This window comes from Catalinimonas locisalis, assembly GCF_038039535.1.
Classification (GTDB): Bacteria; Bacteroidota; Bacteroidia; order Cytophagales; family Cyclobacteriaceae; genus Catalinimonas.
In genome coordinates, this window is record NZ_JBBPHP010000012.1 from 105,978 (window position 1) to 128,082 (window position 22,105).

21 protein-coding genes and 1 tRNA gene are annotated in these 22,105 nt (G+C 40.1%); 4 read left to right on the forward strand and 18 right to left on the reverse strand.

Annotated features, from left to right (window positions below):
• Positions 1 to 22 precede the first annotated feature (22 nt).
• Positions 23 to 832 carry a putative phage abortive infection protein gene (locus WJR50_RS16490; protein WP_341294410.1) on the reverse strand — a complete coding sequence of 270 codons (810 nt, stop codon included), beginning with the start codon at positions 830 to 832 and terminating at the stop codon, positions 23 to 25.
• 205 nt (positions 833 to 1,037) lie between these two features.
• Positions 1,038 to 3,704: a cation-translocating P-type ATPase gene (locus tag WJR50_RS16495; protein ID WP_341294411.1), complete on the reverse strand. Its 2,667-nt coding sequence runs from the start codon at positions 3,702 to 3,704 to the stop codon at positions 1,038 to 1,040.
• 277 nt (positions 3,705 to 3,981) lie between these two features.
• On the opposite strand from WJR50_RS16495, the gene WJR50_RS16500 reads away from it, so the two are divergent.
• Entirely contained in the window at positions 3,982 to 4,245 is a 264-nt protein-coding gene (locus WJR50_RS16500) for a hypothetical protein (RefSeq protein ID WP_341294412.1), read from the forward strand.
• Between the two features lie 1,180 nt (positions 4,246 to 5,425).
• Positions 5,426 to 6,865: a hypothetical protein gene (locus WJR50_RS16505; RefSeq protein ID WP_341294413.1), complete on the forward strand. Its 1,440-nt coding sequence runs from the start codon at positions 5,426 to 5,428 to the stop codon at positions 6,863 to 6,865.
• A 434-nt stretch (positions 6,866 to 7,299) separates the two neighbouring features.
• Here WJR50_RS16505 and WJR50_RS16510 read toward each other — a convergent pair whose 3' ends face one another.
• Complete coding sequence (locus WJR50_RS16510; protein ID WP_277481532.1) at positions 7,300 to 7,713, reverse strand: response regulator; 414 nt, start codon at positions 7,711 to 7,713, stop codon at positions 7,300 to 7,302.
• A 300-nt stretch (positions 7,714 to 8,013) separates the two neighbouring features.
• A complete protein-coding gene (locus WJR50_RS16515; RefSeq protein ID WP_341294414.1) occupies positions 8,014 to 9,492 on the reverse strand; it encodes a S1C family serine protease in 1,479 nt (492 codons plus the stop codon).
• A gap of 279 nt (positions 9,493 to 9,771) precedes the next feature.
• On the opposite strand from WJR50_RS16515, the gene WJR50_RS16520 reads away from it, so the two are divergent.
• A tRNA-Asn gene (locus WJR50_RS16520) sits at positions 9,772 to 9,845 on the forward strand.
• A gap of 370 nt (positions 9,846 to 10,215) precedes the next feature.
• On the forward strand, positions 10,216 to 10,812 hold the full coding sequence (locus WJR50_RS16525; RefSeq protein ID WP_341294415.1) for a Pycsar system effector family protein: 597 nt from the start codon (positions 10,216 to 10,218) through the stop codon (positions 10,810 to 10,812).
• 3 nt (positions 10,813 to 10,815) lie between these two features.
• On the opposite strand, the gene WJR50_RS16530 is transcribed toward WJR50_RS16525, so the two are convergent.
• The 14 genes from WJR50_RS16530 to WJR50_RS16595 form a co-directional block, all read right to left on the reverse strand.
• Positions 10,816 to 11,925, reverse strand: a complete 1,110-nt coding sequence (locus WJR50_RS16530; protein WP_341294416.1) for a hypothetical protein — start codon at positions 11,923 to 11,925, stop codon at positions 10,816 to 10,818.
• 79 nt (positions 11,926 to 12,004) lie between these two features.
• The gene (locus tag WJR50_RS16535; RefSeq protein ID WP_341294417.1) at positions 12,005 to 12,418 is read right to left on the reverse strand and encodes a phosphate-starvation-inducible PsiE family protein; all 414 of its coding nucleotides are present in this window, start codon (positions 12,416 to 12,418) and stop codon (positions 12,005 to 12,007) included.
• Between the two features lie 83 nt (positions 12,419 to 12,501).
• Positions 12,502 to 12,996, reverse strand: coding sequence for a hypothetical protein (locus WJR50_RS16540; protein WP_341294418.1), 495 nt, complete (start codon positions 12,994 to 12,996; stop codon positions 12,502 to 12,504).
• A 130-nt stretch (positions 12,997 to 13,126) separates the two neighbouring features.
• Complete coding sequence (locus WJR50_RS16545) at positions 13,127 to 13,549, reverse strand: hypothetical protein (RefSeq protein ID WP_341294419.1); 423 nt, start codon at positions 13,547 to 13,549, stop codon at positions 13,127 to 13,129.
• Positions 13,550 to 13,589: 40 nt separating this feature from the next.
• Complete coding sequence (locus tag WJR50_RS16550) at positions 13,590 to 14,255, reverse strand: hypothetical protein (RefSeq protein WP_341294420.1); 666 nt, start codon at positions 14,253 to 14,255, stop codon at positions 13,590 to 13,592.
• 119 nt (positions 14,256 to 14,374) lie between these two features.
• Complete coding sequence (locus WJR50_RS16555) at positions 14,375 to 14,626, reverse strand: hypothetical protein (RefSeq protein WP_341294421.1); 252 nt, start codon at positions 14,624 to 14,626, stop codon at positions 14,375 to 14,377.
• Between the two features lie 30 nt (positions 14,627 to 14,656).
• Positions 14,657 to 16,087, reverse strand: a complete 1,431-nt coding sequence (locus WJR50_RS16560; protein ID WP_341294422.1) for an OmpP1/FadL family transporter — start codon at positions 16,085 to 16,087, stop codon at positions 14,657 to 14,659.
• 5 nt (positions 16,088 to 16,092) lie between these two features.
• Positions 16,093 to 16,713 (reverse strand): DUF502 domain-containing protein, encoded by a 621-nt coding sequence (locus tag WJR50_RS16565; protein ID WP_341294423.1) that lies wholly within the window; start codon positions 16,711 to 16,713, stop codon positions 16,093 to 16,095.
• Between the two features lie 19 nt (positions 16,714 to 16,732).
• Positions 16,733 to 17,314, reverse strand: a complete 582-nt coding sequence (locus WJR50_RS16570; protein ID WP_341294424.1) for an HdeD family acid-resistance protein — start codon at positions 17,312 to 17,314, stop codon at positions 16,733 to 16,735.
• Between the two features lie 63 nt (positions 17,315 to 17,377).
• Complete coding sequence (locus WJR50_RS16575) at positions 17,378 to 18,361, reverse strand: DUF481 domain-containing protein (RefSeq protein WP_341294425.1); 984 nt, start codon at positions 18,359 to 18,361, stop codon at positions 17,378 to 17,380.
• 53 nt (positions 18,362 to 18,414) lie between these two features.
• Entirely contained in the window at positions 18,415 to 19,371 is a 957-nt protein-coding gene (locus WJR50_RS16580; protein WP_341294426.1) for a DUF6515 family protein, read from the reverse strand.
• Positions 19,372 to 19,377: 6 nt separating this feature from the next.
• Complete coding sequence (locus WJR50_RS16585; protein WP_341294427.1) at positions 19,378 to 20,157, reverse strand: DUF2092 domain-containing protein; 780 nt, start codon at positions 20,155 to 20,157, stop codon at positions 19,378 to 19,380.
• Between the two features lie 93 nt (positions 20,158 to 20,250).
• Positions 20,251 to 21,294, reverse strand: coding sequence for a hypothetical protein (locus WJR50_RS16590; protein ID WP_341294428.1), 1,044 nt, complete (start codon positions 21,292 to 21,294; stop codon positions 20,251 to 20,253).
• A gap of 34 nt (positions 21,295 to 21,328) precedes the next feature.
• Complete coding sequence (locus tag WJR50_RS16595) at positions 21,329 to 22,036, reverse strand: porin family protein (RefSeq protein ID WP_341294429.1); 708 nt, start codon at positions 22,034 to 22,036, stop codon at positions 21,329 to 21,331.
• Positions 22,037 to 22,105 lie beyond the last annotated feature (69 nt).

A 22,105-nucleotide genomic window follows, 5' to 3' on the forward strand; every position in this document is an offset into this window, starting at 1 on the left:
TTACAATTATTAAAGCTAGAAACTAAACATTGCGATAGATATCTCTGAAAATACCATCAAAAGCACTGTTAGCATATGCATCAAGAAATTGATATTGATCATAAAGAGCTTTTTGTCTTTTTATATCTTGCCGTGCAATAAGCATAAAGAACAATAATGTTCTTTCACTTACAGACATCTGCGTTTTTAAGATGTTAACGTAGAGCAACTTTTCTTCTTTGCCTATAAGTTCTGATGCATCTACTAATTGTACGATAGAGAACAAATTATTAAGATAATGTAACAAGGAGTTTTCTATTTCTTTATTATAACTCTCTAGGGTATGTTGCACTATCGTAAATCTTTGATTCTGAATTTGGAGAGGGGAAAATTGAGAGGAAACATTGTCTTTTCTTAGCATTTCCAACCGTTTATCAATACTTTCTATAATCTTTGCAGAAATCATATGCAGATATACCCTGGTCTCAACACTTTCATGATTGCTGGAAATGGTGTGGCCATCCAATAAGTCATCATTTAGCCTTAATAGCTGGAAAAAGGTATTTTCAAAACGTTGTAACCTGAAGGTTTCATTTTGCTTGATAAATTCCTGACGGGTTAAATCCAACTCTTCTCGTTGCTGTAAGATGGTATAGATCAGGCCAGCGAAAGCCAGTCCTGAAAAAAGAGAATTGATCATACCAAACATATCACCAAAAGTACCCGGGGAATCAGGAAGACTGCCATAAAAAAAAGTGATGGCTAAACCTGATGAAGCCCATAGTGCGATTACTAATGAAGCTGTGATGATGAATGGTTTATATTTGTTTTTAGTTTTTTTTTGCTTTTGCATTCTTTCCAGATAATTTCTTTATGGATAATAACTACCTGTACCAAGTTGACATCTATGTTCTCTTCAAAGTATATCCTGATCTAGTAGCGTAATTTTGTTTTTGGACTAGTATTAAAAATACATTGCCAATGCCGGGAGAAACAGGGATAATTTGCTACTCACCGGCTGATAGTCTTTAATCGTGAGGCAAATTGATGTCTCTTATTTAGCGATTCAGTTTTCTTTCTATGAACAACACGAGGAAGAAAATGATACTACCTGCTCCCATAGAAATCAGTAGGTTTTCAATGGAAAGAGGGACCAGCCCAAAGAATGTTTCCATAAAAGGAAGATAAATAACCCCTAATTGTAAAACTATGGTTAAAGCTAACACCAAAGCCATCAGGCGATTGGTATGAAGGGCAAAAGGCGAGTGCGCCGATGAGCGTAATGCCAAAGCCTGGAAGATTTGCGCAAAACCAATGGTAGCAAAGATCATGGTTTGCCAGGTCATATCTTCAGGATTCTGGGGATCAAAGTAAAATAAGGCCAGCCCCAGCGATACCAAAGCAATAGCCGCACCTACAATGCCCAGTTGATAATAATCTTTCCGATCTAAGGCTCCTTTGCTGGGTGATCTGGGTGGCCTGCGCATTGTATTTTCTTCGGCTGGTTCGGTACCCAATCCCAAACCTAAGAGTCCGTCGGTCAGTAAATTGAGCCACAGCAGTTGCAGAGGCTGCAGGGCGATAGTCATACCAAACAAGGGAGCTACGAGCATCACCAACACCTTACCGATGTTGCCTGCCAGAGAGAACTTAATGAACCTGCGCAGGTTATCAAAGATCACCCTACCTTCTTCCACCGCTGCCACGATGGTTGAAAAATTGTCATCCAGCAACACCATATCGGCTGCCTCTTTAGCAACGTCTGTACCAGTAATACCCATGGCCACGCCAATGTCGGCTTTTTTCAGGGCGGGCGAATCATTCACTCCATCGCCAGTCATAGCCACTACCTCACCTCTCTGCTGAAGGGCATGTACGATTTTTAATTTGTCTTCCGGTGACACTCTTGCGTAAACTGAAGTCTTCTCTGCCAAAGCAATCAGTTCTTTTTCATTGATTTTTTGCAATTGTTCTCCGGATATCGCTTCTGCCTTCTGATCAAATTGAAGCTCTCTGCCGATCGCAGCTGCAGTCAGAGGATGATCTCCTGTGATCATTACTGGCCTGATGCCGGCTATTTTACAATTTTCCACGGCATCTTTTACTTCCAGTCGAGGCGGGTCCATCAGTCCGGCCAGTCCTACAAAAGTAAGGTTCTGCTCCAGGTCGGAGGGCTTTTTTTCAGAGCTGAGCAGGCGAAAAGCGAAGCCTAGTACTCTGATTCCATTCTGAGCCATCCGGGTATTAGCGTTCAGTATCCTTTCTTTCCATGCCTCATCCAACGGCTTTTGTTCACCATTCTCCCAAATATGACTTGAAATATTCAGAAGCGCATCTGCTGCTCCTTTGGTACACACTAAATATGTGTTTCCATCTACTGGCTGAAGATACTCCGGCAGAGAAGCTTTGACCTCATGAACGGTAGACATTCTTTTCCGACTGCTGTCAAAAGGCTGTTCATCAATGCGAGGGAGATGATGATGTAAATCTTCTTTGTAAATTCCCCTTTGCGCTGCTGCCAAAAGCAAAGCTGTCTCAGTGGGGTCACCCATTACCTTTTTTTGATTTGTATCACCGGAAGCCTGTTCCAAAGTAGCATCATTGCATAATACTGACACGGCCAAAGCAAAATCCAACAAAGGTTCTACCTGCTTATCCACTTTGGGTTGAGTATCAAAATCCAAGGTATGCTCCGGCAGGTCTATCACAGTGACGGTCATCTTATTTTGTGTAAGCGTACCGGTCTTATCTGAGCAGATAACAGTCACGGAGCCCAGCGTCTCTACAGCAGGGAGCTTTCTGATCAGGGCATTGCGTTTGAGCATTCTTTGTCCTCCCAGCGCCAGGGTAATAGTTACTACCGCAGGCAGACCTTCAGGAACCACAGCCACTGCCACGCTGACCGCGGTCAAAAACATATCGGCCAGTTCTTCACCTAACCACAGCCCTACTCCCATAATCACCAGGGCAGCCACTACACCAATCAGGGCAAGCAACTTACCCAGCTTATCCAGTTTATCCTGTAAAGGTGTCTTTTTGCTCTCAACCGTACTGATCAGGTTCGCAATCTTGCCCAACTCTGTCTGCATACCGGTGGCTACTGCTACGCCCGAGCCCCTGCCATTCATGACGATGGTACCCATATATGCCATGTTCTTACGATCTCCCAGAGGGACTTCTTCACTTTCAATGGGCTGGTTTACTTTATCCACGGGTTCCGATTCTCCTGTCAAAGCAGCTTCCTGAATTTTTATATTGAATGAGTTTAGGATTCTGAGGTCACAGGGTATTACATTACCAGCCTCAATTTCTACAATATCTCCGGGTACAAGGTCTTTGGCAGAAATTTCCTGTATGGAACCTCCTCTTCTTACCCTGACCATAGGAACCACCATCCTATTTAGGGCTGCCATCGCTTTTTCTGCCCGATATTCCTGAAAAAAACCCAAAAAACCGAACAGTAATACGATAGCCATGATAGCAATACCTTCGGTGGTTTTGCCAAGAAAAAAGGATAATACTGCAGCCGCTATCAGAATCAGGACCATGGTTTCGGTAAACTGATGGAAAAGCATCTTCAGTGGATGTTTTCTACCACTTTCCTCCAGACGGTTAGGGCCATATTGCTGTAAACGTTTCTTGGCCTCAGTGTCATCAATTCCTGTATCGGTGGTGTTAAGTTTGCTTAGAACTTCTCTTACTTGTTGGGTGTGCCAGTGAGTCATTTACAAAAAATATAAAAGTGGATAAAAAAATCTTTGTTTTGCTTACCATCTAATTTAAGTAATATACCTTCTTCAAAATTGTTTTTCTGCTTTGCAAATGAACATTTTAACCACATATATAATCTATACTTGCTCAGTTTGAAAAATGGCTTTATTTCATAATACACGTTGTCGTTTACCTCCGAATTCTGGTTGTTCAAAGATTATTTTTTCTAAAGCTATATTTTAATATCACATTGATTAAGAAGATAGTTGACTTCAACAAATTGTCATTCTCATGACTTATAGTGCTTATAATAAATATGATGCTTTAGACTTTGCTTTGGATGAGTATTTTCAGCAATGGGTATATTTCCCTGATATGGGTAACCGTTACTTCTGGGATGATTTTTTAGAAAAAAACCCTCATAAAAAACAGGAAGTAACTGAAGCGAAAAAGCTAATAGAACTCATGGATTTTAAAAAAGAAACAGGCCATGAGATGCCGAACTTTGATAAGTTGTTAAAAAGAATAAAAGCTACAATGAAACATTATAAGTAGCGAAGGGGAAATAGGCTAATAAAGACATGTCTTATTGATTTTACTTGTCTTTTCCAAAAAATGAACTTGGCTGTTATACAACTCATATTCTGCAATTCCTAAATACAGCCCACGTTAAAAATTGTGCTCAATATTCAATGACATTTCGGCTTCACTCTATTTATAGACTATGATTACGAGTAATTCTTCAACCTATGAACCTTACAATGGGTTTTATAGCAAATTTTATTTTGAAATCTGCCTCATCTCTCAGTTCTCCGATTTCTAAGACCTTTTTGAACTTTGTATGAGAAGGACATAGCATTTCATTGTAACTATTAACCAGGGGTAAATACCATTTATTACCATCTAACTTTGATAAAAGGAGATTCTTATCTACTGAGCATTTTACAGTCATGCATTGATTTGATCAGAAAAAATCAGATGCGTATACAAAGCTTATCCATCCTAGCATCTTCATACACACTTATAACCGTCACTAGAGGTCTGATTAAGTACTGCTGTAGTATCTCGTAAGATATTGGTGTTTTTCACATAATAATTGTTTAAAGTCTGACCTCATTGGCGTATTCAACTATTTAATCAGCAAAGGTGAGTATTTACTATTTGCTTCATATTCTAATACTTACCCATCAAGTTTACCATCTACCGCAACTTCCTTAAAACTAGCTTGACAAGCTCAGATATGACTTTTTTTTGCAAATCACAGGAGAAAGTATTTGAATAAATTTTTAGCTATACATAAGAAAAGTACAATCAAACCAAGAGTCTAAAACCTCTGTTTTCAGCCTAGATATATCACAAGTAATATATGGGTTTAACACAAACTAAAAACAGCACTTCATTATACTTATTAGTATATTCACCACCTCTTCTAGCTAAATAATGAGCACAAAATGTAATTGTAATCACGAAATATTACACGCACAATGTTTCTCCCTTAATGACGTATTTTCCACACTTTTATTAGAATTGTATTATAAAAATCAAGTAAAATGATAAAATAAATAATTAACTAGTTTTAAGTTATTATCAATAAATTAAACATTGTATAAATTATTACTTCCAGTCTGCCATAAAAAATTCGTACCAAAATGGCCTGATTGCTAGAAATAGCAAAATTTACTTATAATTGTTTAGTCAAATCTCTTAGCAAGAACTACAACTTAATATTATACAAATGGCTAAGCTTAAAAACATTATTAGACAGCTTTCTGACTCAGATTACATTTCTATTCATGAGTCGTTGATGGAAAACAGTGCTGAAAAATCGGCTCACCTCCTTAAAGCAATGCGAGAAAGGTCTTTATCTGATAACAAGATTATGGATGAACTAGGTGTAAATACTAACGCATATTACACTTTACGTTCTCGTCTTAATCAAAAGATAGAAGAATACCTACTCCAGCAGATGGAGAACCCTCGCACTGATCTTATCAAGAAAGTAGCAAATATCAATGAAGTAATTTTTACTAAAAAGAAGGCTATAGCCATCGCTACTTTAAAGAAGATTGAAAAAGAACTTCTTGATTATGATCTTCCCAGTGAACTTACCGTGGTTTATAAGACACTTCGTAAGTTACATATCAATACCCCTGATCACTTTACTTACTCTCAGCTATATAATAAGCACGTAGCTTATATGCTGGCGGTAGATAAAGCTGAGGAGATGCTTTCTCAGTATTTCAAGAAATATGGTGAATATTCACTTTCTCGTGAAGAGACCGGTAAACTTGAACTCAACCTGTTGGCTGAAGAAATGAACAATCTGTGCAATTTATATGAATCGCACCGACTCTATGTTTATCAAAGCTGTCTGAATGTTTTTCACCGTCTTTTCGTAGCCGAAGAAATTCATGAGAGTAGTGATAAAGAACCTATTGAAGATATTCTGGATAAGGTTCATAACATCCTCAACTCTTATTATCTTGATTCTATTTACCATCACCTGCAGCTTACTTACGAATTACTGCGTCTGGAATATTATAACCATTACAAAGTGTACCGTAAGGCCGAAGATTACTATGAAGAAGTAAACGATGCGACTTCTACCTTGCTGACAAACTATAGCTTACATACATATCCTGCTCAATATCTGATCAGTAAGCTAGAACGTGCAATCCGCGTAGGCGAAGAAGAAACACTTTATGAAGAAAATGAGCTGCTGTTTCATGATTTTGAGTGTGACTTTGATGACATCCCTAAATATGTTACTTACGTGGTTTACCGTTCGCTCTCTTGCTTCTATGTACAAAAATATAGTGAAGCTGCCCGTTGGATCAATAATCTTTTGAACGAAACCAGTCTTAAGAAGTATCCTTACGCTCAGTTGGAAGTAAAAGCAATCCTTGCTTTGCAATACTGCCTGATGAATGATTATGATTTGTTCAATCAGCTTACCAACAGTATTCAGCGTCAGGTTAGAATTCTCGGAAAAGAGAATAGCGAATCAATTGTGATCTTTACAAAGATACTTAAGATCTCTGTATCTGATGTTAAACGAGATAAGTATAACAAAATTAAGGCATTGGTAGAAAAATTCAATCGCTTTGAGATGGTGAACTTTGCCCCTACCAAGCTTGTAAAAATGGATGAGGCTTTCATCAATCGTCTATGCTAAGTATCAATATTTAAGTTGAAGTTAACCCCGAAGCTCAAACTTCGGGGTTTTTTATGCCCTTTATTTTAAAGTACGTTATACCATTATCAAACAATGGTAACTTCAATCATTGACCAACAGCCAATAAGCCAGAAACTTTTGGTCAACTCCTTTCTTCTTAGGTGATATAATACTGCAGGCATCTACTTATTCAGCAGAAAGGTTGAGGGCTTCTGCCCTATCTGATACTGAATGATTACTCCTCACATGGATGGATCTTATCTTTATCAGATATATTCTTATTAAATCATTGCTTAAGCTTATAAGACTGTAAACATACTTCAAAGCTGCACTTAATAAAAGTAGAAGACCTTGCTAAAGAGTAGGAAGGGCAAAAAAAACCACACCAAATGTTTGGTGTGGAAAAAAAAAACGAATACGAAACTAGAATTATATTAAACGGCTAATTTCTCTAAGTTCTTCTGGGTCAATGGTTTGTTGATATACTGCTTAACACAAGCATATTTATGTGACTTATTGACATCCTGAGGATTGATTGAAGAAGTCAACATTACAATGCTACAATGCTCTTTAGTCTCGTCAGCTAGTTTGTCAAACTCATCTAAAAACTGAAAGCCATCCATTAAAGGCATATCAATGTCCAGAAAGATTACTTCAGGGAGAACTGTCTTTCCGTTTTCTCCTAATTTTTCAATGTTTTTCAAAAACTCAATTGCACTTTTAGCACCTGAGTGAGTATAAATGTGGTCGCTGATATTAGCAGCTTCTATCATTTTTTGATTGATGAGATTATCAATTTCATTGTCATCAATCAACATTACAGCGCGATGTTTCTTATCTTCTGACATATGCTTCGCTAACTTTTGTGGCTTAAAATTTATTAATGGATATGTTAAATACGAATTAATTAGAGTTAATGCAAAAAAGCATATTCATGCTATTTCACTGTTCATTTATGATGCAAGTTATAAGATTTTTGCAAAAAAAATCTAGCAATTCCAGAATATACTTACTTTCATTTTTTTTAACTATTGCTTTTTTTTATATAATTTATTTAATATATCTATGCTTAAGTCCTGAATAAATGTAATAGTAGCAAAAAAAAAGCACCTTTGAAGGTGCTTTTCTAGTAAGTTATTATGCCAAATTTACCAACCGTATCCATAGAATGCACGATCTCCATCAGGAGAAATTCCTTCAATCAGGATACCTCCACTCTTATCTTGCATGACTTCATTTAACTGCTCAGCGCTCATAATTCTTTCATGGTCAATAGATGTAATGATAAATCCTTCTTCAAGGCCTGCGTCAGCCCATTTCCCTTCACCTAAATCTACTATCTGTGCTCCTCCGTCAATTTCTAATTCTTCTAACACATCCGCCGGAGGTGTAATAAATACTGAGCCTTCCATCTTAACTTCTTCCTGCCGCTTCACTACTTCTGTGTCCCCCATGGTATTCTTCAGAGTGGCATAAACTTTACTCAATTCACCATCTCTATAATAAGTAACCTTTACCTGGTCACCGGGACGATTTCTGGCTACCATTTCCTGTAGTTCAGCTACATTGGCTATTTTTTTTCCATCAATCTCCATAATAACATCTCCAGGCTGTATGCCCGCTTCAGAAGCTGCACTCTCTTCAGCTACTCCTTGAATATACACCCCTTCTACCATTCCCAAACCTTCTTCCTGGGCCAAACGGGCATCAACATTGACAATAGAAACCCCTAACAAAGCGCGTTGTACTGCTCCAAATTCAATCAGGTCATTCATCACTTTACGTACCAGTGAGACAGGTACGGCAAAAGAATAACCCGCATAAGAACCGGTAGGAGTAGCAATTGCGGTATTGATACCTATTAATTCTCCCCTTAGGTTAACCAGCGCGCCTCCGCTGTTTCCTTGATTAACAGCAGCATCAGTTTGAATGAATGCTTCAATCTGGCGATTATTCCTATCATGAAGTATGTTAATATTACGTGCTTTAGCACTTACAATACCTGCAGTAACGGTAGAGGTAAGTGTACCGAAAGGGTTACCAATGGCCAACACCCATTCGCCAATACTCATGTCATCAGAATCTCCAAAATCAACATAGGGTAGGTTATCATCATCCACTTTAATAAGTGCCAAATCAGTGGTAGGATCTACTCCGATAATTTCAGCAGTATACATCCGGTTATCGTCTAGGGTAACCTCTACTTTATCAGCATCTTCAATAACATGATTATTCGTTACAATATATCCATCCTGAGATATGATAACACCTGAACCAGAAGAACGGGAAGGACCTCTTCTCTCTCTACGTTCACGGTCACCAAAATAGTCTTGATAAAGCTCTTCTAAAGGGTTAGAAAAACCTGAGCCCTGGCCAGATCCATTATAGGTGGAACGAATGAATACTACTCCTGGCTTTACTCTTTCAGCAGCGTACACAAAGTTGATTCCATCGGGCACTGCAAATAAAGTATCTGAGAGGTATTTTGAAAGCTGTACGTTTCTTTCGTTTTGTAATGAAGCCGTTTGAGAGGTATCATCATCAAAATACTGTACTAGTCCAACAGCCACTAATCCTCCGAGTAATGCTGCCAGTATTATCCCTATAAAAAACTGTGTCTTGTTCATGGTGGGGCTTATCAATAGTAAAAATAATTCATCATAACGATTTGTAAATTATAACGCGATCTCACAAGATGTGTTATCAGCAAAACGAAAATAATACATTCGTTATGAATACACCGTTAATATGTCAATATAAAAAAGCCATGCTACAATTGCTGAAAACTGAAAATAATTTTCACACCTTTCGTAAGAATTTATTAAGGAATAAAATAAAAAAATCTTCCATAGAGTTGCATAATAATTTAGCCCATGCTAATATTGCAATCCCATTGAGGAACACACTCCTCCTTAGCTCAGTTGGTTAGAGCGGCTGACTGTTAATCAGTAGGTCCTTGGTTCGAGCCCAAGAGGAGGAGCCTGAATATCAGCCACTTAGAAGATAAACTTCTAAGTGGCTTTTTTTTGATACATATCACCTCGTATATATCTCTTGATGCTCAATTCGGATCAAACAATAAATCTGGGGACAGTAGTACTAAGCATAAATATTGGGAGGGCTATATGGAAAAAGTTGACCTTTCATGTACCCCTTACATTGCCCGCCGGATGGAAGCATAATAACCAAAATACCATTTTCTTAGTCACACTTTTTGCTTCTGACCATCGCATGCTATACGGTCGGTTGTGAAATACAAGAGGATAATTGATTAATATTCATTGGACTTAAATGGAAATTATATACAAATTTTATCTTAGATTAATTAATTTACAGTATACCAGTTAATCATGGATAACCTCACAAAACCTCAATCTTTTGAAGATCCGGCACCTCATATACCTTTTCAGCCTTTTAAAAAAGGAGAAACATCACGTAGTTTACAGACCTTACTTAGAAATGAAAATCGTGCTTTTATTCGCCTGATATCCATGGTAGACAACAAGGCAAATATCATGATTCATCTGAACTCACTGCTGCTTAGCGGATTAGCCATTTTTGCTAAGTTTTTTTCTCCTTTTACCTTATTTGAGAAAATAGCATTATTAATTCTTTTAGTATGCTGTATTATCTCCTTAGTACTCGCTGCCCTTGCAGCCAGGCCAGTTCGTACGTTGACTATTCATACATCCGATAAATCCGAAGAGTACCTTTTCGGAAATGCTTTAGTACAATTACCTTCTAAAAATGAATTCCTTGAGAATTTTGATAAAGTAATTAGAGATCAAGGATTGATTTATAAGAACATGGCCCTTGAATTTTACACCCTAAGCAAGATACTTGCATTTAAAAATAAACGGCTAAGGGGCTCTTACAATGTCCTTCTTATTGGTATCTTGATAACAGGTGTTTTGATTATTTTTTATAACCTGTTAGTACTTTACTAAGCATTAAAAGCTCCTGCAATTATTGGTAAAATACTTTACCGCATTATCTCTTTTGATCTGCTCATAAAATTCATTTAAAAAATCAATAATATCCCTTTTGTCTCTTTCTTCCAGATAGTCAAAATTTTCAACTAACTGAAGCACTGCTTCTTCCTTTTCCAGAAATAGCTGTATTGCCTTCTCAAAGTCTGATGGCTCATGGCAGAACCCCAGAAACATACGTTCCCTTACACCATTCAATCCCAACTTCTCATAAGGTACTGCATAGGAGGCATTGACCAAACCTGAGTAATCAAAATCATAAGGAATAGTATAAGGATAGATATCCTGAATATCTTTTTTCTTGATCAACTTCACATTATGTCTGCCTGGAACAGACCAGTCAGTATTACCAATCATGTAGTGGAACATTGCTACCAGTAGCATCTGCTGAGGATTAGTAGAGGTCTGACCCAATTTGTCCTGTTTAATTTCCAAAGCATTATTTCGCTGGGCAACATCTTCTATTTCTTCAATTAAAAAAGCATATGCTGTTCTATCATTATGTCTTTCTCTACCGGTATCCAGATAGCGTACATGGATCAGCCTGACCTGAAAACTTAGCTCGGTAAACAGACTGAAGAGTTTATAGGTCAAATACTCACGCAAAAGGTAGTTTTGATATAGATCACTTTGCCGGCAGTCTACCACCATTTTCATCTTTTCCAGTTGTTGTAAATGTTCTACTTCAAACTCAACTTTCTTTAAATTCAGTTTGATGGGAGGAAAACTACAGTAAGAACGGCGAAATTCACCCCGGGGCTTGATACGAATTTCTCTCCTGACCACCACACTGTCATTGAGATTGACATGCAGCATGGCAGGCTGATTTTTGGGTTTGTATTTTTTCTTATTGAAATTTTTGAAGTCACTTTCCAGGGTAATTTCCAGAGGTGTATCATCGGAAAAAAGATCAAACTGCAAAGGTAAAATAAATTCTTTTTCAGCAGCAGTAAGTGCTTCTCCACTCTCTGTAAAGAATACTCCTTCTTCCGATTCCTGCGCCAGACTAAACCCGGACAGAAGAATAAAAACCATGAATAATCCAAAGAATTTAGATTGATAAGTTGTCATTCATTTAATAGTATTTTCATTTTATCTGTAATGAACAGTTCAATGATTACTGAAGCGAGTAACCCGTCCAAATAAGAAGCTATTTATCCTTTAAAGCTGATGACTTTTTAAGAATGTAATAGGCGATGGCCAATGCAAGCGTAACTGCCGATAAACTAAAAAGCAGCATAGGGTCAGCATGCTTATAATCAACTGTAATGAACTTCCTTCCCAATGCAATTAAGCTTATCAGCAAAATCAACATTACCCTATCAATTTCTTTATCATTCCGCGGCAACAATGTGTCTACTAATTCAATACCTATAAGAATGCTGAAGAATATGACCAGCATATTAGAGCTTTCTTCCCTTGAAAAAAGTAGCCTTTCTCCCTCCTCTAATGTGCTTATCATAGCATATAGACTTAAGCATAGTTCAAATATCTCCACTGCGATATAGAGAAAGATTACTCCTATAAGAAAAAATTGTATATAGGTTGTTACTTTATGAATCATTATCAATCTGGGTATTCAAATAATAGAATTTGCTACTTCATGTAACTAGATAAGTAGTTGATAAGGTAATATGACGAGCATACCTAGCTTCTCTCCAGTTCTTTCAGAAATGGAATGTTATTCTGGATTTCAAAGCGCATGGCGCTGTCCAGATATTTTTCCAGTTGCATAAACTCTGAAGCCCTTAAGGGAGTCACTACTTTACTTAGCTTTTTGTAGTATTTCTTTTGTAGCTTCTCCAGTTGCATATTGTTCTTGAAAACCATATTGGTAAGCTGGCTGGCTTTATCATTCGTCATATTACTATAGTTTGCAGCATACTCCATGATGATATCTATTCTTTCCTTACCCAGGGTTTTTCTCTCTTCTGCGTAGGCTTCGTACACCGGCCAGAAAACAGCCCCCTCTTCTTCACTTAATTCTAAATATTCTTTGATAATTTCCTGCTTTTCCATCCCCCAGATATCCTGATAAAGCTCCGTTTCATTTTCATAAGACTGGGCAAAAGCATGTTGGAATATTCCTGCTGTTATGACAAAAGTTAAAATCCATGTGAGTTTATTGAAACAAGTATTCATAGTGTTTAAGGTTTAAAGGTTAAGTTTTGGTTTATTTTATGTAAGATTATATTCATTTTGAAAAGCATTAAGAAAGGAAGGATAACAACATCACTATTGCTCCCCTCCTTTCGCTCGCTCTACTACATTGCTAATTGCCAAGCATTTCAAGCCCTTTGGTAATCATATCTTTATTACTGGCCAGTGCCCCCGTGAGCATGGAAGGATCAATACCTTTGACCAGGGAACTAAGCAGACTACCTACATCAGAAAGACTGCCTACACTGGCAAGCTTACCTAAAAGATCTTTTTTGAGACCTTTACTCAATGCGCTTCCTTTTAGTCCCTTCAAAAGCCCCCCTACCTGCTCTGTTACAGCCGACATATTAGAAGGATCCAGCGAAGCTGCTTTTTCCTTCCAGTCATCCTTATTCTTGTTAAATTTACCTGAAAAAGCTTCAGGCTTAATGCCCTCGCTAATCTGAGTAAGCATACTACCCAAATCCTGGGCCTGTACTTCAGATACTGAAGTGGCCAGAAAAAGCACGATAACGAAACCCATTAATTTTCTCATAATTGATACTATTTAGGTTAGAAAAAATGAAGCATTTGTTTTACTGAATTAGCCCTTCGCTCTTGAGTCTGGCAACGGTGATGTCGGCAAACTCCTGAGCAAACTGATCCAGATTGTTGGGATTGTAGGTTTTTGACTGAGCCGACCATAGCAACTCTTCAGTCTCTGCGTCGTACAGATTGCTTTCCAGAAAGTAGGTCTTGTCCTGCGTGTAATAGCCCGGATCGTAAACCATCGGATAGTGATAGTTGTAATAGCTGTAAAAGCCTCCATAAAAGCCATAACTCATCGCCGGTGCATAAGTAGTTGTGCCCGGCACGTAGCGGGTTTCGGTCTGCTGATCTAACAGCGTAATGGTAAGAATAGCATCGTTACCATTATCACGGATTATGCTTAGCATGGCTTCTTTGTTTTTACTGATATCGTCAGTAAAATTTGGTGCGAACAGATCGCCGCTGGTGGTTACATCCAGACCTTCATTTCTAAGTTCTGCGGTAAGCTCTCTTTCCACAGTGGTTTTTGCGGCCATATTCCGGGTAAGCGCAGCTACCAGTATATCAGATTTGGTGGCATCCGTATCCTGGCCCTTCCAGTCCGGGTTCTTCCAGGAAGCAAGTATCTGGGTGGAAGGGGTGCAGGCCTGACCGAATGCAAGCGCCAGGATTACTATTAAACTTATGTTCGTTAGTAGGGATATTTTTTTCATAGATTTTTAGAATATTAGTTTTGAATAAATGGTAAGCTGAAACCGGAATTTGAAAGGACCCCGGCCAGGCATAATCCCAGTATGATGAGTCCTATGACCAGCAGTGTTCTGATACGTTTTCACCTCCTCTTCCACCTTTGATGAAGTATCAGCCAGGAGCCCAGCCATCCGGTAGAGCTTACACTTGCCTGGTTGATGGGTAGATTTTCAGTGTTGATGTTAAAATTTGCCAGTAAATCCTGCACTGGCTTAAGAGCACCTATGATATCCGGAGAGAAGATCAGGGCACAGATTCCGATACCCACGGATACCAGCGCAGCTGCTTTACTGCCTGATGTATCTCTTCGTCCGAGTAAGCCGCCTGTTTTCATGAGGTTGTACTTTTAGTTGTTTTTCATGTATTAGAACTTCCTGAAATTGAAGGTATAGCCCAGCAGAAAACCGATGCTACTGTAGTTTGCCTTAGTAATGGTCGTGATGCCCTGTATCAGATTAACTTCCGCAGGAGTTCCGATAGCTCCTCTTTCTTCATGCGCATTGTTGTTCCCCGTACTCAGGAGTAGCCCGATGCTCATACTGCTTCTTTCTCTTTTGATGGTGGTCCCTCCTACCAGATGATAAATATCCCAGCTGCTGATGGTTGTCTTATAGCCTCTTTGATCTGAGAGCGTATTATCCAGATAAGACATATCGTTTCTGAAACTCATGCTGAAGCTCAGCTGCTCGTTCCACTGGTATTCGTAGGCAAGTACCGCGTTGAGCACCGGCCGGGCTCCGCCTAATACCACCAGCAGATCCTCGCTGCCCAGACTGCTGCCAAAAGTACCATACCTCACAAAGTCTGCCGGTGTTGATCTGATGATGTCGTATGTATCCACAGCACCGAAGTATTGAACAGAAAAGGCCAGCATAGCCCGCTGAAAATTATACTCAGCCCCTGCTGCTACTGAAAAAGGCGACCTAAAACTCGTTTTTAATTCCTCCTGCCTATCGCTGGCAAAGCCATTGACTCTGGTATCTCCTCCCAGTTTCATGTTTTGGGCAGTAATGTCTGCTGCCAGAGTACCTGAGCCAAATAGCCCGAGAGAAGGTGTAGTAAGCGTAAGTCCCAGTTTCCAGGCTGTATTCTGGTAAGCAATGCCCAGCTTAGCAGCATAGCGCACGTCAAAATATTTGAGGTACTGGAAGATGGTGGTATTGACCAATGTTTGTGCCGGATCATTGAGAATCATGTGGGCCAGTAACTGACGGTTATAGGTCTGGTTACGAAGGGTAAACATATGGGTCAGGCCCACCGACCAGTTTTCATTCAGCTTTCTGCCTACACCTAAATTCAGGCTCACTTCAGAGAGTCTGCTGCTTTTCTCAGATTCTCCTACAAAAGCTTCCGCTCCCGGGCTTTCTTCATCATCAACAATGGCATAATCATCATCCAGCCGGGCATTTCCTTTGAACTGAAAATCTACCGGAGCCACTACGCCATACCCTACTTTCCACTTTTCACTCTTTATTTTAAACATTCCACCTATAAGAATAGGAACTGAACCAAACTGACTGCTGCGGAAATCGGCCTGCTGACCGAGGGCGTTTTCAATGGTGATGTTTTCTATACGATACAGATTGGCATTGACCGAAATACTGGGGTTCTCAATAAATCCTAAAGCTCCGGGATTGTAAAAAACCGTAGAATTGTCAGGAGCGCCTGCTACTACTGCCCCACCTAGCAATGCGGAACGCGTACCATACTGCTGTGTCCCGTAATGCGTATCCTGCGCCATTGTTGCATTGAGCGTGATGAGCAAAAAGAATAGTATAGTGTAGCAGTATTTCATACCTTTTATTCGTGATGAATTTTCGTACCTTTTTCTTTATCATTTAAGAAGTTCTTCAAAGGAAGTCCACGCCCGAAGCGGTTGAGCGCGTACATAGCCTCCTGCATAGGAATGGGATAATATTCACACTCTTCTTGCCGGACGTAGCGGATTTCTCCGGCATCCATTTTAGGAGCATCCGGCAAAAACAGACTCAGGAAACCCGGTACATTCTTGTCGGTGATAAAAGCAAGGCGGTAGAACTGATTATCTTTCAATAACACAGCTTCCCATTGCTGCTCTAATTTCTTAGGCTGATCACCGATGATGCGATACTTAAGCATCTGAAAAGAAGGAAAAAACAAAAAGAGCTTTTCTTCAACTGTGATACTCCACTGTTTGATAAAGCCTTTTTCAATCAAAAAACCACTGAGATAGCAGAGCAACAGCAAGATGAATATGCAGAAAATACTGACCGTAGCCGCGCCAAATACCGAGTGCAGTCCCAGACTGTCTACCATTTTGCTACCCAAAGGAAGCAGGAGATGGATGGCTTTGGTAGCTAATACTATAAAAACCAGGAGAGGCAGGATGAAAAATACCCCTCCTAGTATAAAGGCTCTCGGTGGTTGTTTGATCAGTGACATAGGCAGTAATGTTTATGATTCAAGCCGGTTCTTTATCCTTCATTGCAGATAGCTTGGATTCTATCCAGGTGCCACCTCTGCGAAGTTTGAAACTCACAATGAGTAATGACAAACCTGCCACTAGTGCAAAAAATCCTATCAGCCAGATGAGAGAGCCATAGCCCAATGCCGGATGGGCAAAAATGATAAGACCAAAAGCCACCGATAAAATACCACCTAAAATCAGCCAGCCTTCACCTTCTATCTCTTTGCGGAGTTGTATGGCCATCGCGATGCGACTGATCCCACTGAGGATAAACCAGAAGGCAATGGTAAATGAGATGATCATCAGCGTAATACCGGGAGTGATGAAAAGAAGTAAGCCAAGTATCAGACTGATAGCACCTTCTGCAAGAATAAGCCATTTATCTTCTCTCTCCTGCCAACTCCTGATCGCGGCAATGATGGTAAAAATGCCATCGGCAATGATGAGGGCAGCAAACCAGATCGCCAGACTGGCCGCGGTAAGTGTAGGATTGATAAAAGCAAATATGCCAAAAAGCAAAAGAAGGACTCCTTTGATCGCTAGCATCCACCAGTTTTTTGTTAAGGTCTCTAACATGGTTTTAATCGTTTAAGGTTTACATTTTCTATGCTACACATACTTTTTATGAAGCTCTATACATTATAATTCCCACCCGAAGGAAGTCTGTATTACATAATCCGTAGTACTGGCATTATCTGCCGGCTGATTATCATAATTGAGTGTAAAGCCCAGCTTAATATAAAAGTCTAGCGGCAGATCGTATTTCAAGTCAAAAGTATAGTCTACACGCCAGCGCTTGGACTCAGTCAGGCTTGGATAGACCACTACATTAGTAAGCAGATTGAGATCTCCAACATCATACATATTCAATTCTGTACCTACGAACCCCTCACCGCTCCGCCTTGAGGATGTTTCATTGGAAAAGTTTTCATTGTTGAAAGAAACCCCTGCCTGCACACCCCAATACGTCTGGTTAGTATGAATCAAGTATCTTCCAAGACCTAACTTGCTCGTGGTACGTAAGGCAAGACTCTGCTCTGTATTTGACAACCAAGATATTTGTGCTAACAAGAAATAATCATTAGGAAGGAAAAAACGGTAAGTTAGGCCGGCATCTATACGATGAATATCTTCTACATCATCCTGTGAAGAGTAAACATTATTATAGTTAGCATCTGCCGACCATCTTTCTGCCAGATATCCGATATTACTTCTCACATTAAACTGCCTGAGGCTATTGGCCCTGGTAAGGCTGTAACCAAGATCAACAGAAGCATACAAGCGGCTCCAAAAGCCCGAATCTACCGATTTAAGGTAGACAATATTTTCTCTGGTAGTACTGTCAAAAATATCTCCTACAATGATATTAACGTTGACACTATCTGTACTGGAAAGACTGCCGTTGAACCGTTTTCCATCACTCAGTGTGATTAAAAAATAGGATTCGGTATATATCCTTTTTATTTTCTCCCACTCTATCTTAAAATCACTATCACTGTAGTCAGTTTCAATGGTAAGGACACCACGATCCATAGCTTTAACTTCCCCGATGATAACATCACCATTGTTGAGCAAAAGCGAATCCCGCTGTGCATAGGCAGCAAATACTATGAAGCAAAACATGATTGAAAAGAGTATTTTCCTGATCAAAACGTAGGGTATTAGTGTCTAATGAATTATGATTCTTCTTCCTCCGCATCCACCACTTCATACATATTCTTACCATCTACCTGTACAGGCTGGTAGTAAGTTTCTCCATATTTGACATAAGTAACATCACCGATTTTCACTTCTTCCCCTCCTTCTGGCAAATGCTCAACCAGGGTACCGGAAGTTGGAGGAACAACGGTATAACCTCCATCTGACTTCTCATAATAGGTTCCACCATAGTAGTAGTTGTTGGTTGTTTCATTGACTACTACCTTTTCCGAATCATCGGGCAAAACTTTGATAGTAGCCCCTACCGGAGCCTGCACCACAGTATAGCCTCCATCGCTTTCTATATAGTACACTCCCTGATCATAATGATACTGTTGATTCTCCACGCTGATTACAATGGCAGTAGCTGCCAAAGTAGCTACAAAAAAACCCCAGGGATGCCATACAGGTCCCCAGTAAAAAGGACGGTAAGGATGGTAATAATAGGGACGATAGGCATAAAACCTGAACCCTCCCCATACATAGGGAGGCCGCACATAGGGCCTGGGGTTACGTATTACTACGGTATTCCTGTTATTATGAACATGAACATTCCGGTTGACATTTACATTTACATTCGTCCGGCTATTGTCAATATTGACCCGGTTACCGCTGATATTGGTATTTCTGTCTCTGGAAACATTGGTATTCCTGATATTGGTATTTCCCGAATTTCTGTTAGAAACACTGCGGTTTGGCATTTGCCTGCTTCCACCATTGATAGACTGCCGATTGACATTTCCCTGCCTTGAACTTGAAGGAGAAGGTCTGCTGGCTGCTGGTTTTCGGGTGGCCGGTCTTGCTGCTGCTGCTCTGTTGCCACGGGAAGCGGAGCGGTTCAGCCTCTGTGCTTCGGCATCAATTGGATTGAGCAAAAAGAGAGATACTAAAGTGAGCATATATACTGCCAGGGTTATAGGAGATAGCTTTTTCATGTCCATTTAGTTTGAGTTGAGGAAAGCTTTTGCATTTTTGGGAACCAGCGTAATCTCTGAGGCATCAGGAGGTGGCATGAATTCAAAGAGCGCATCTGGCAAATCCGGGTTGAGCTGCCAGTCGGAGAAAGTCACTTCGTACTGCGGATTATCTTCCTGAGCCAGATAGACGATCACCATTTTCTGAGGAAGGGTAAGCGCGTCATTAGAAATCCACAGTTGAACATTCATCTCATCGCCTGCTGCTACGATACGGAAGCAGTCTTTACCATTCAACTTACTACTACCCATAAAGAGCAACTTATCACTCTGAAAAAGCAGGTCGTCGGTAAAGTAGGGGTTGAAAAAATCAGCAGCAGGAAATTCAATTCCATAATCCTCATGGATGGTGTAAATGGTTTCCAGAATACTGCTATCCGGTGCATCAATCTGGGCGAAATTGTTTTCACTATAGGAATAATAAGTCAGAGAATCGCCGTTGTACCAGTAGCCTCTGTGTCCTCTGTCACCATTGGAATTGACCAGCATTTTGTCGGGGCCTTGCATGTATACTTCTTCTTCGGTAAAGTGCTTCACCAGTCCTAAACCCTTGGTAGGGATAAAAAAGGTGCTGTCCTGCATATCGTACGAAGTCTGCAAGGTGTAACTACAGGAACTCAGTTCTCCGATTACTTCACTCATACGATCCAGGATAAGCACGGCTATAGGATCATACATTTCATCATCCTGCCCTAAAGTAGTGCAGGGTAGTATCAAAAAGATGAGGTAAATGATATAATTTTTCATAGTTAGGTGTATTTTCTTTTCCAAAAAGATATCCCTATTCCAATCTGGGATTTCCAATCTGGGATTTCTAATCTGGGACATCATTGCATATGCTTAGAATCCCTGAAACCTGTAGTTGAGATTGAGCAGAAACTGACTGCGTTTACCAAAAACGCCCAGTTCTGATCTTAGCATCCATTTTTTGTTGAACTGATATTGTGCTCCCAGTATGATATTAAAAGGAGCAGCCACTCTTTTATCCAGTTTATAATCAATGACCGCCTCCCCGGGGTCGCGGCTTTCAGCCATATCTTCCAGCCTATTGATGATCTGATTCACCACTACACGTTGTGCCGGAGGTAAAGTCTCAGCCCATTCGTTGAGACGATCTATCGTATTACCGCTACCGATATTGGGAAAAATACTTTGTAATGGTATACTGCCTTCCGTATCGTTCTGAATGACCTGATAAAAAACGCCCACCCAAACAGCCAGCATCTTATCCGGATGAGTGGGATCTCTCAGGTTATGTCCTATCCGGAAGCTACTGTTGAAGGCAGGGACAGGCTCTACGACGACCTCTACATCGGCAAAGTTGTAGTTGTTATCCCATACCAAAAAGAAAGGGCCTAAAGCTCCCGCCAGCGTGGCACCCAGCCCGAAAGAACTCACCGAAAAGTGCTGATCGGTTTCCAGGCTGAAAGGTTCCAGCAAGGTTACATCCGTTTCCGTAGTTCCTCCTCCCAGTATACCGTAGATATTCAGGAAAGGAAATATCCATACATCAGGCCTTATGGTATATGCATTCGTAGTGGCAATGGTAGGCCCAAATTCAATCACACTGCTCACATCTACCATCTCACTGCCATTGAAGCCTATCAGGGTGCGGTCTATCAGAATCTGCTGCTGTTGGGTAAAATAGATACCACTAATGCCCCAGGCATAAGGCAGATCGTAGCCCCGCTTATAAGCCTGTTTGCCCAGTAGCGGAAATGTATAAGGGTAATCCATCTGCTTCAGACTGTCGTAATAATCCTTATAGGCCGGATTGTCGGATGCTCCCATTCCCTGAGCACTGGCGGTTTGTGCAATAGCCAAGGCTAAAAGACACAGCAGAAGCCGGGGGAGAACTAAGTTGATGTTGCTAAAATATTTCATTTGCCGTCATTGATGCTTTTACTTAACTGTCTGATCATTCCTCTGAATTACTTTTCACCCCACCGATAGGGATGTTGGCAAAAATGTACACTGCCCTATTCCGTATGCCAGTTCCTCCTTCTTTTTGTATGTCTACCAAACCTCCGTAGTACCTAAGCCCGATATTGATCCCATCTCCCTGCATAAGCTTATATCCCGCACCAACTGACAGCCCAAAATCCAGCCTTTTGTACTGATCCCGAATTTCGTTGGTGTACGACAGGTCGTCATCATCAAGGGTACTAGCCGTAAATACGTCTTCTGCTTTGCGCAACAATCCTAGCTGCATGCCGCCTTCTAGAAAGATGAAGTTCTGGAAGCTGTGTCTTATCAGGATAGGCACATTAAAATAACTCAGCTTTCGTTCCACGGATGACTCTGCCAAAAGCTGATCCAACAGATCGTCTCCGGTAGCATAAGGAACTAGTCCCTCAGCACCCATAGAAGACTTTACCATGACACCTGTATATAGAGACCATGGTTTATGGAATATGATATCAAAGTAGAAACCCAGAAAAAAACTATTCCTCATATCTGCTCCAGGAATATTGCTGAGGCTGGAAAATGATGCTCCGCCATCCAGTCCAAACTTTAGTTTTTCTGAATTGAGCTTATCACCCAACAGCAATGAAATCAACACCTGCCCGTGTGAAAAGCTGATGCATGAAAAGCATACGATCATTGTGAATATGAACTTTCTCATAGGTTCATTAAATAGTAGATAGTCTTGATTTAGTTTTAGACTTCATTTCTGTAATTTTTATCATGGTAT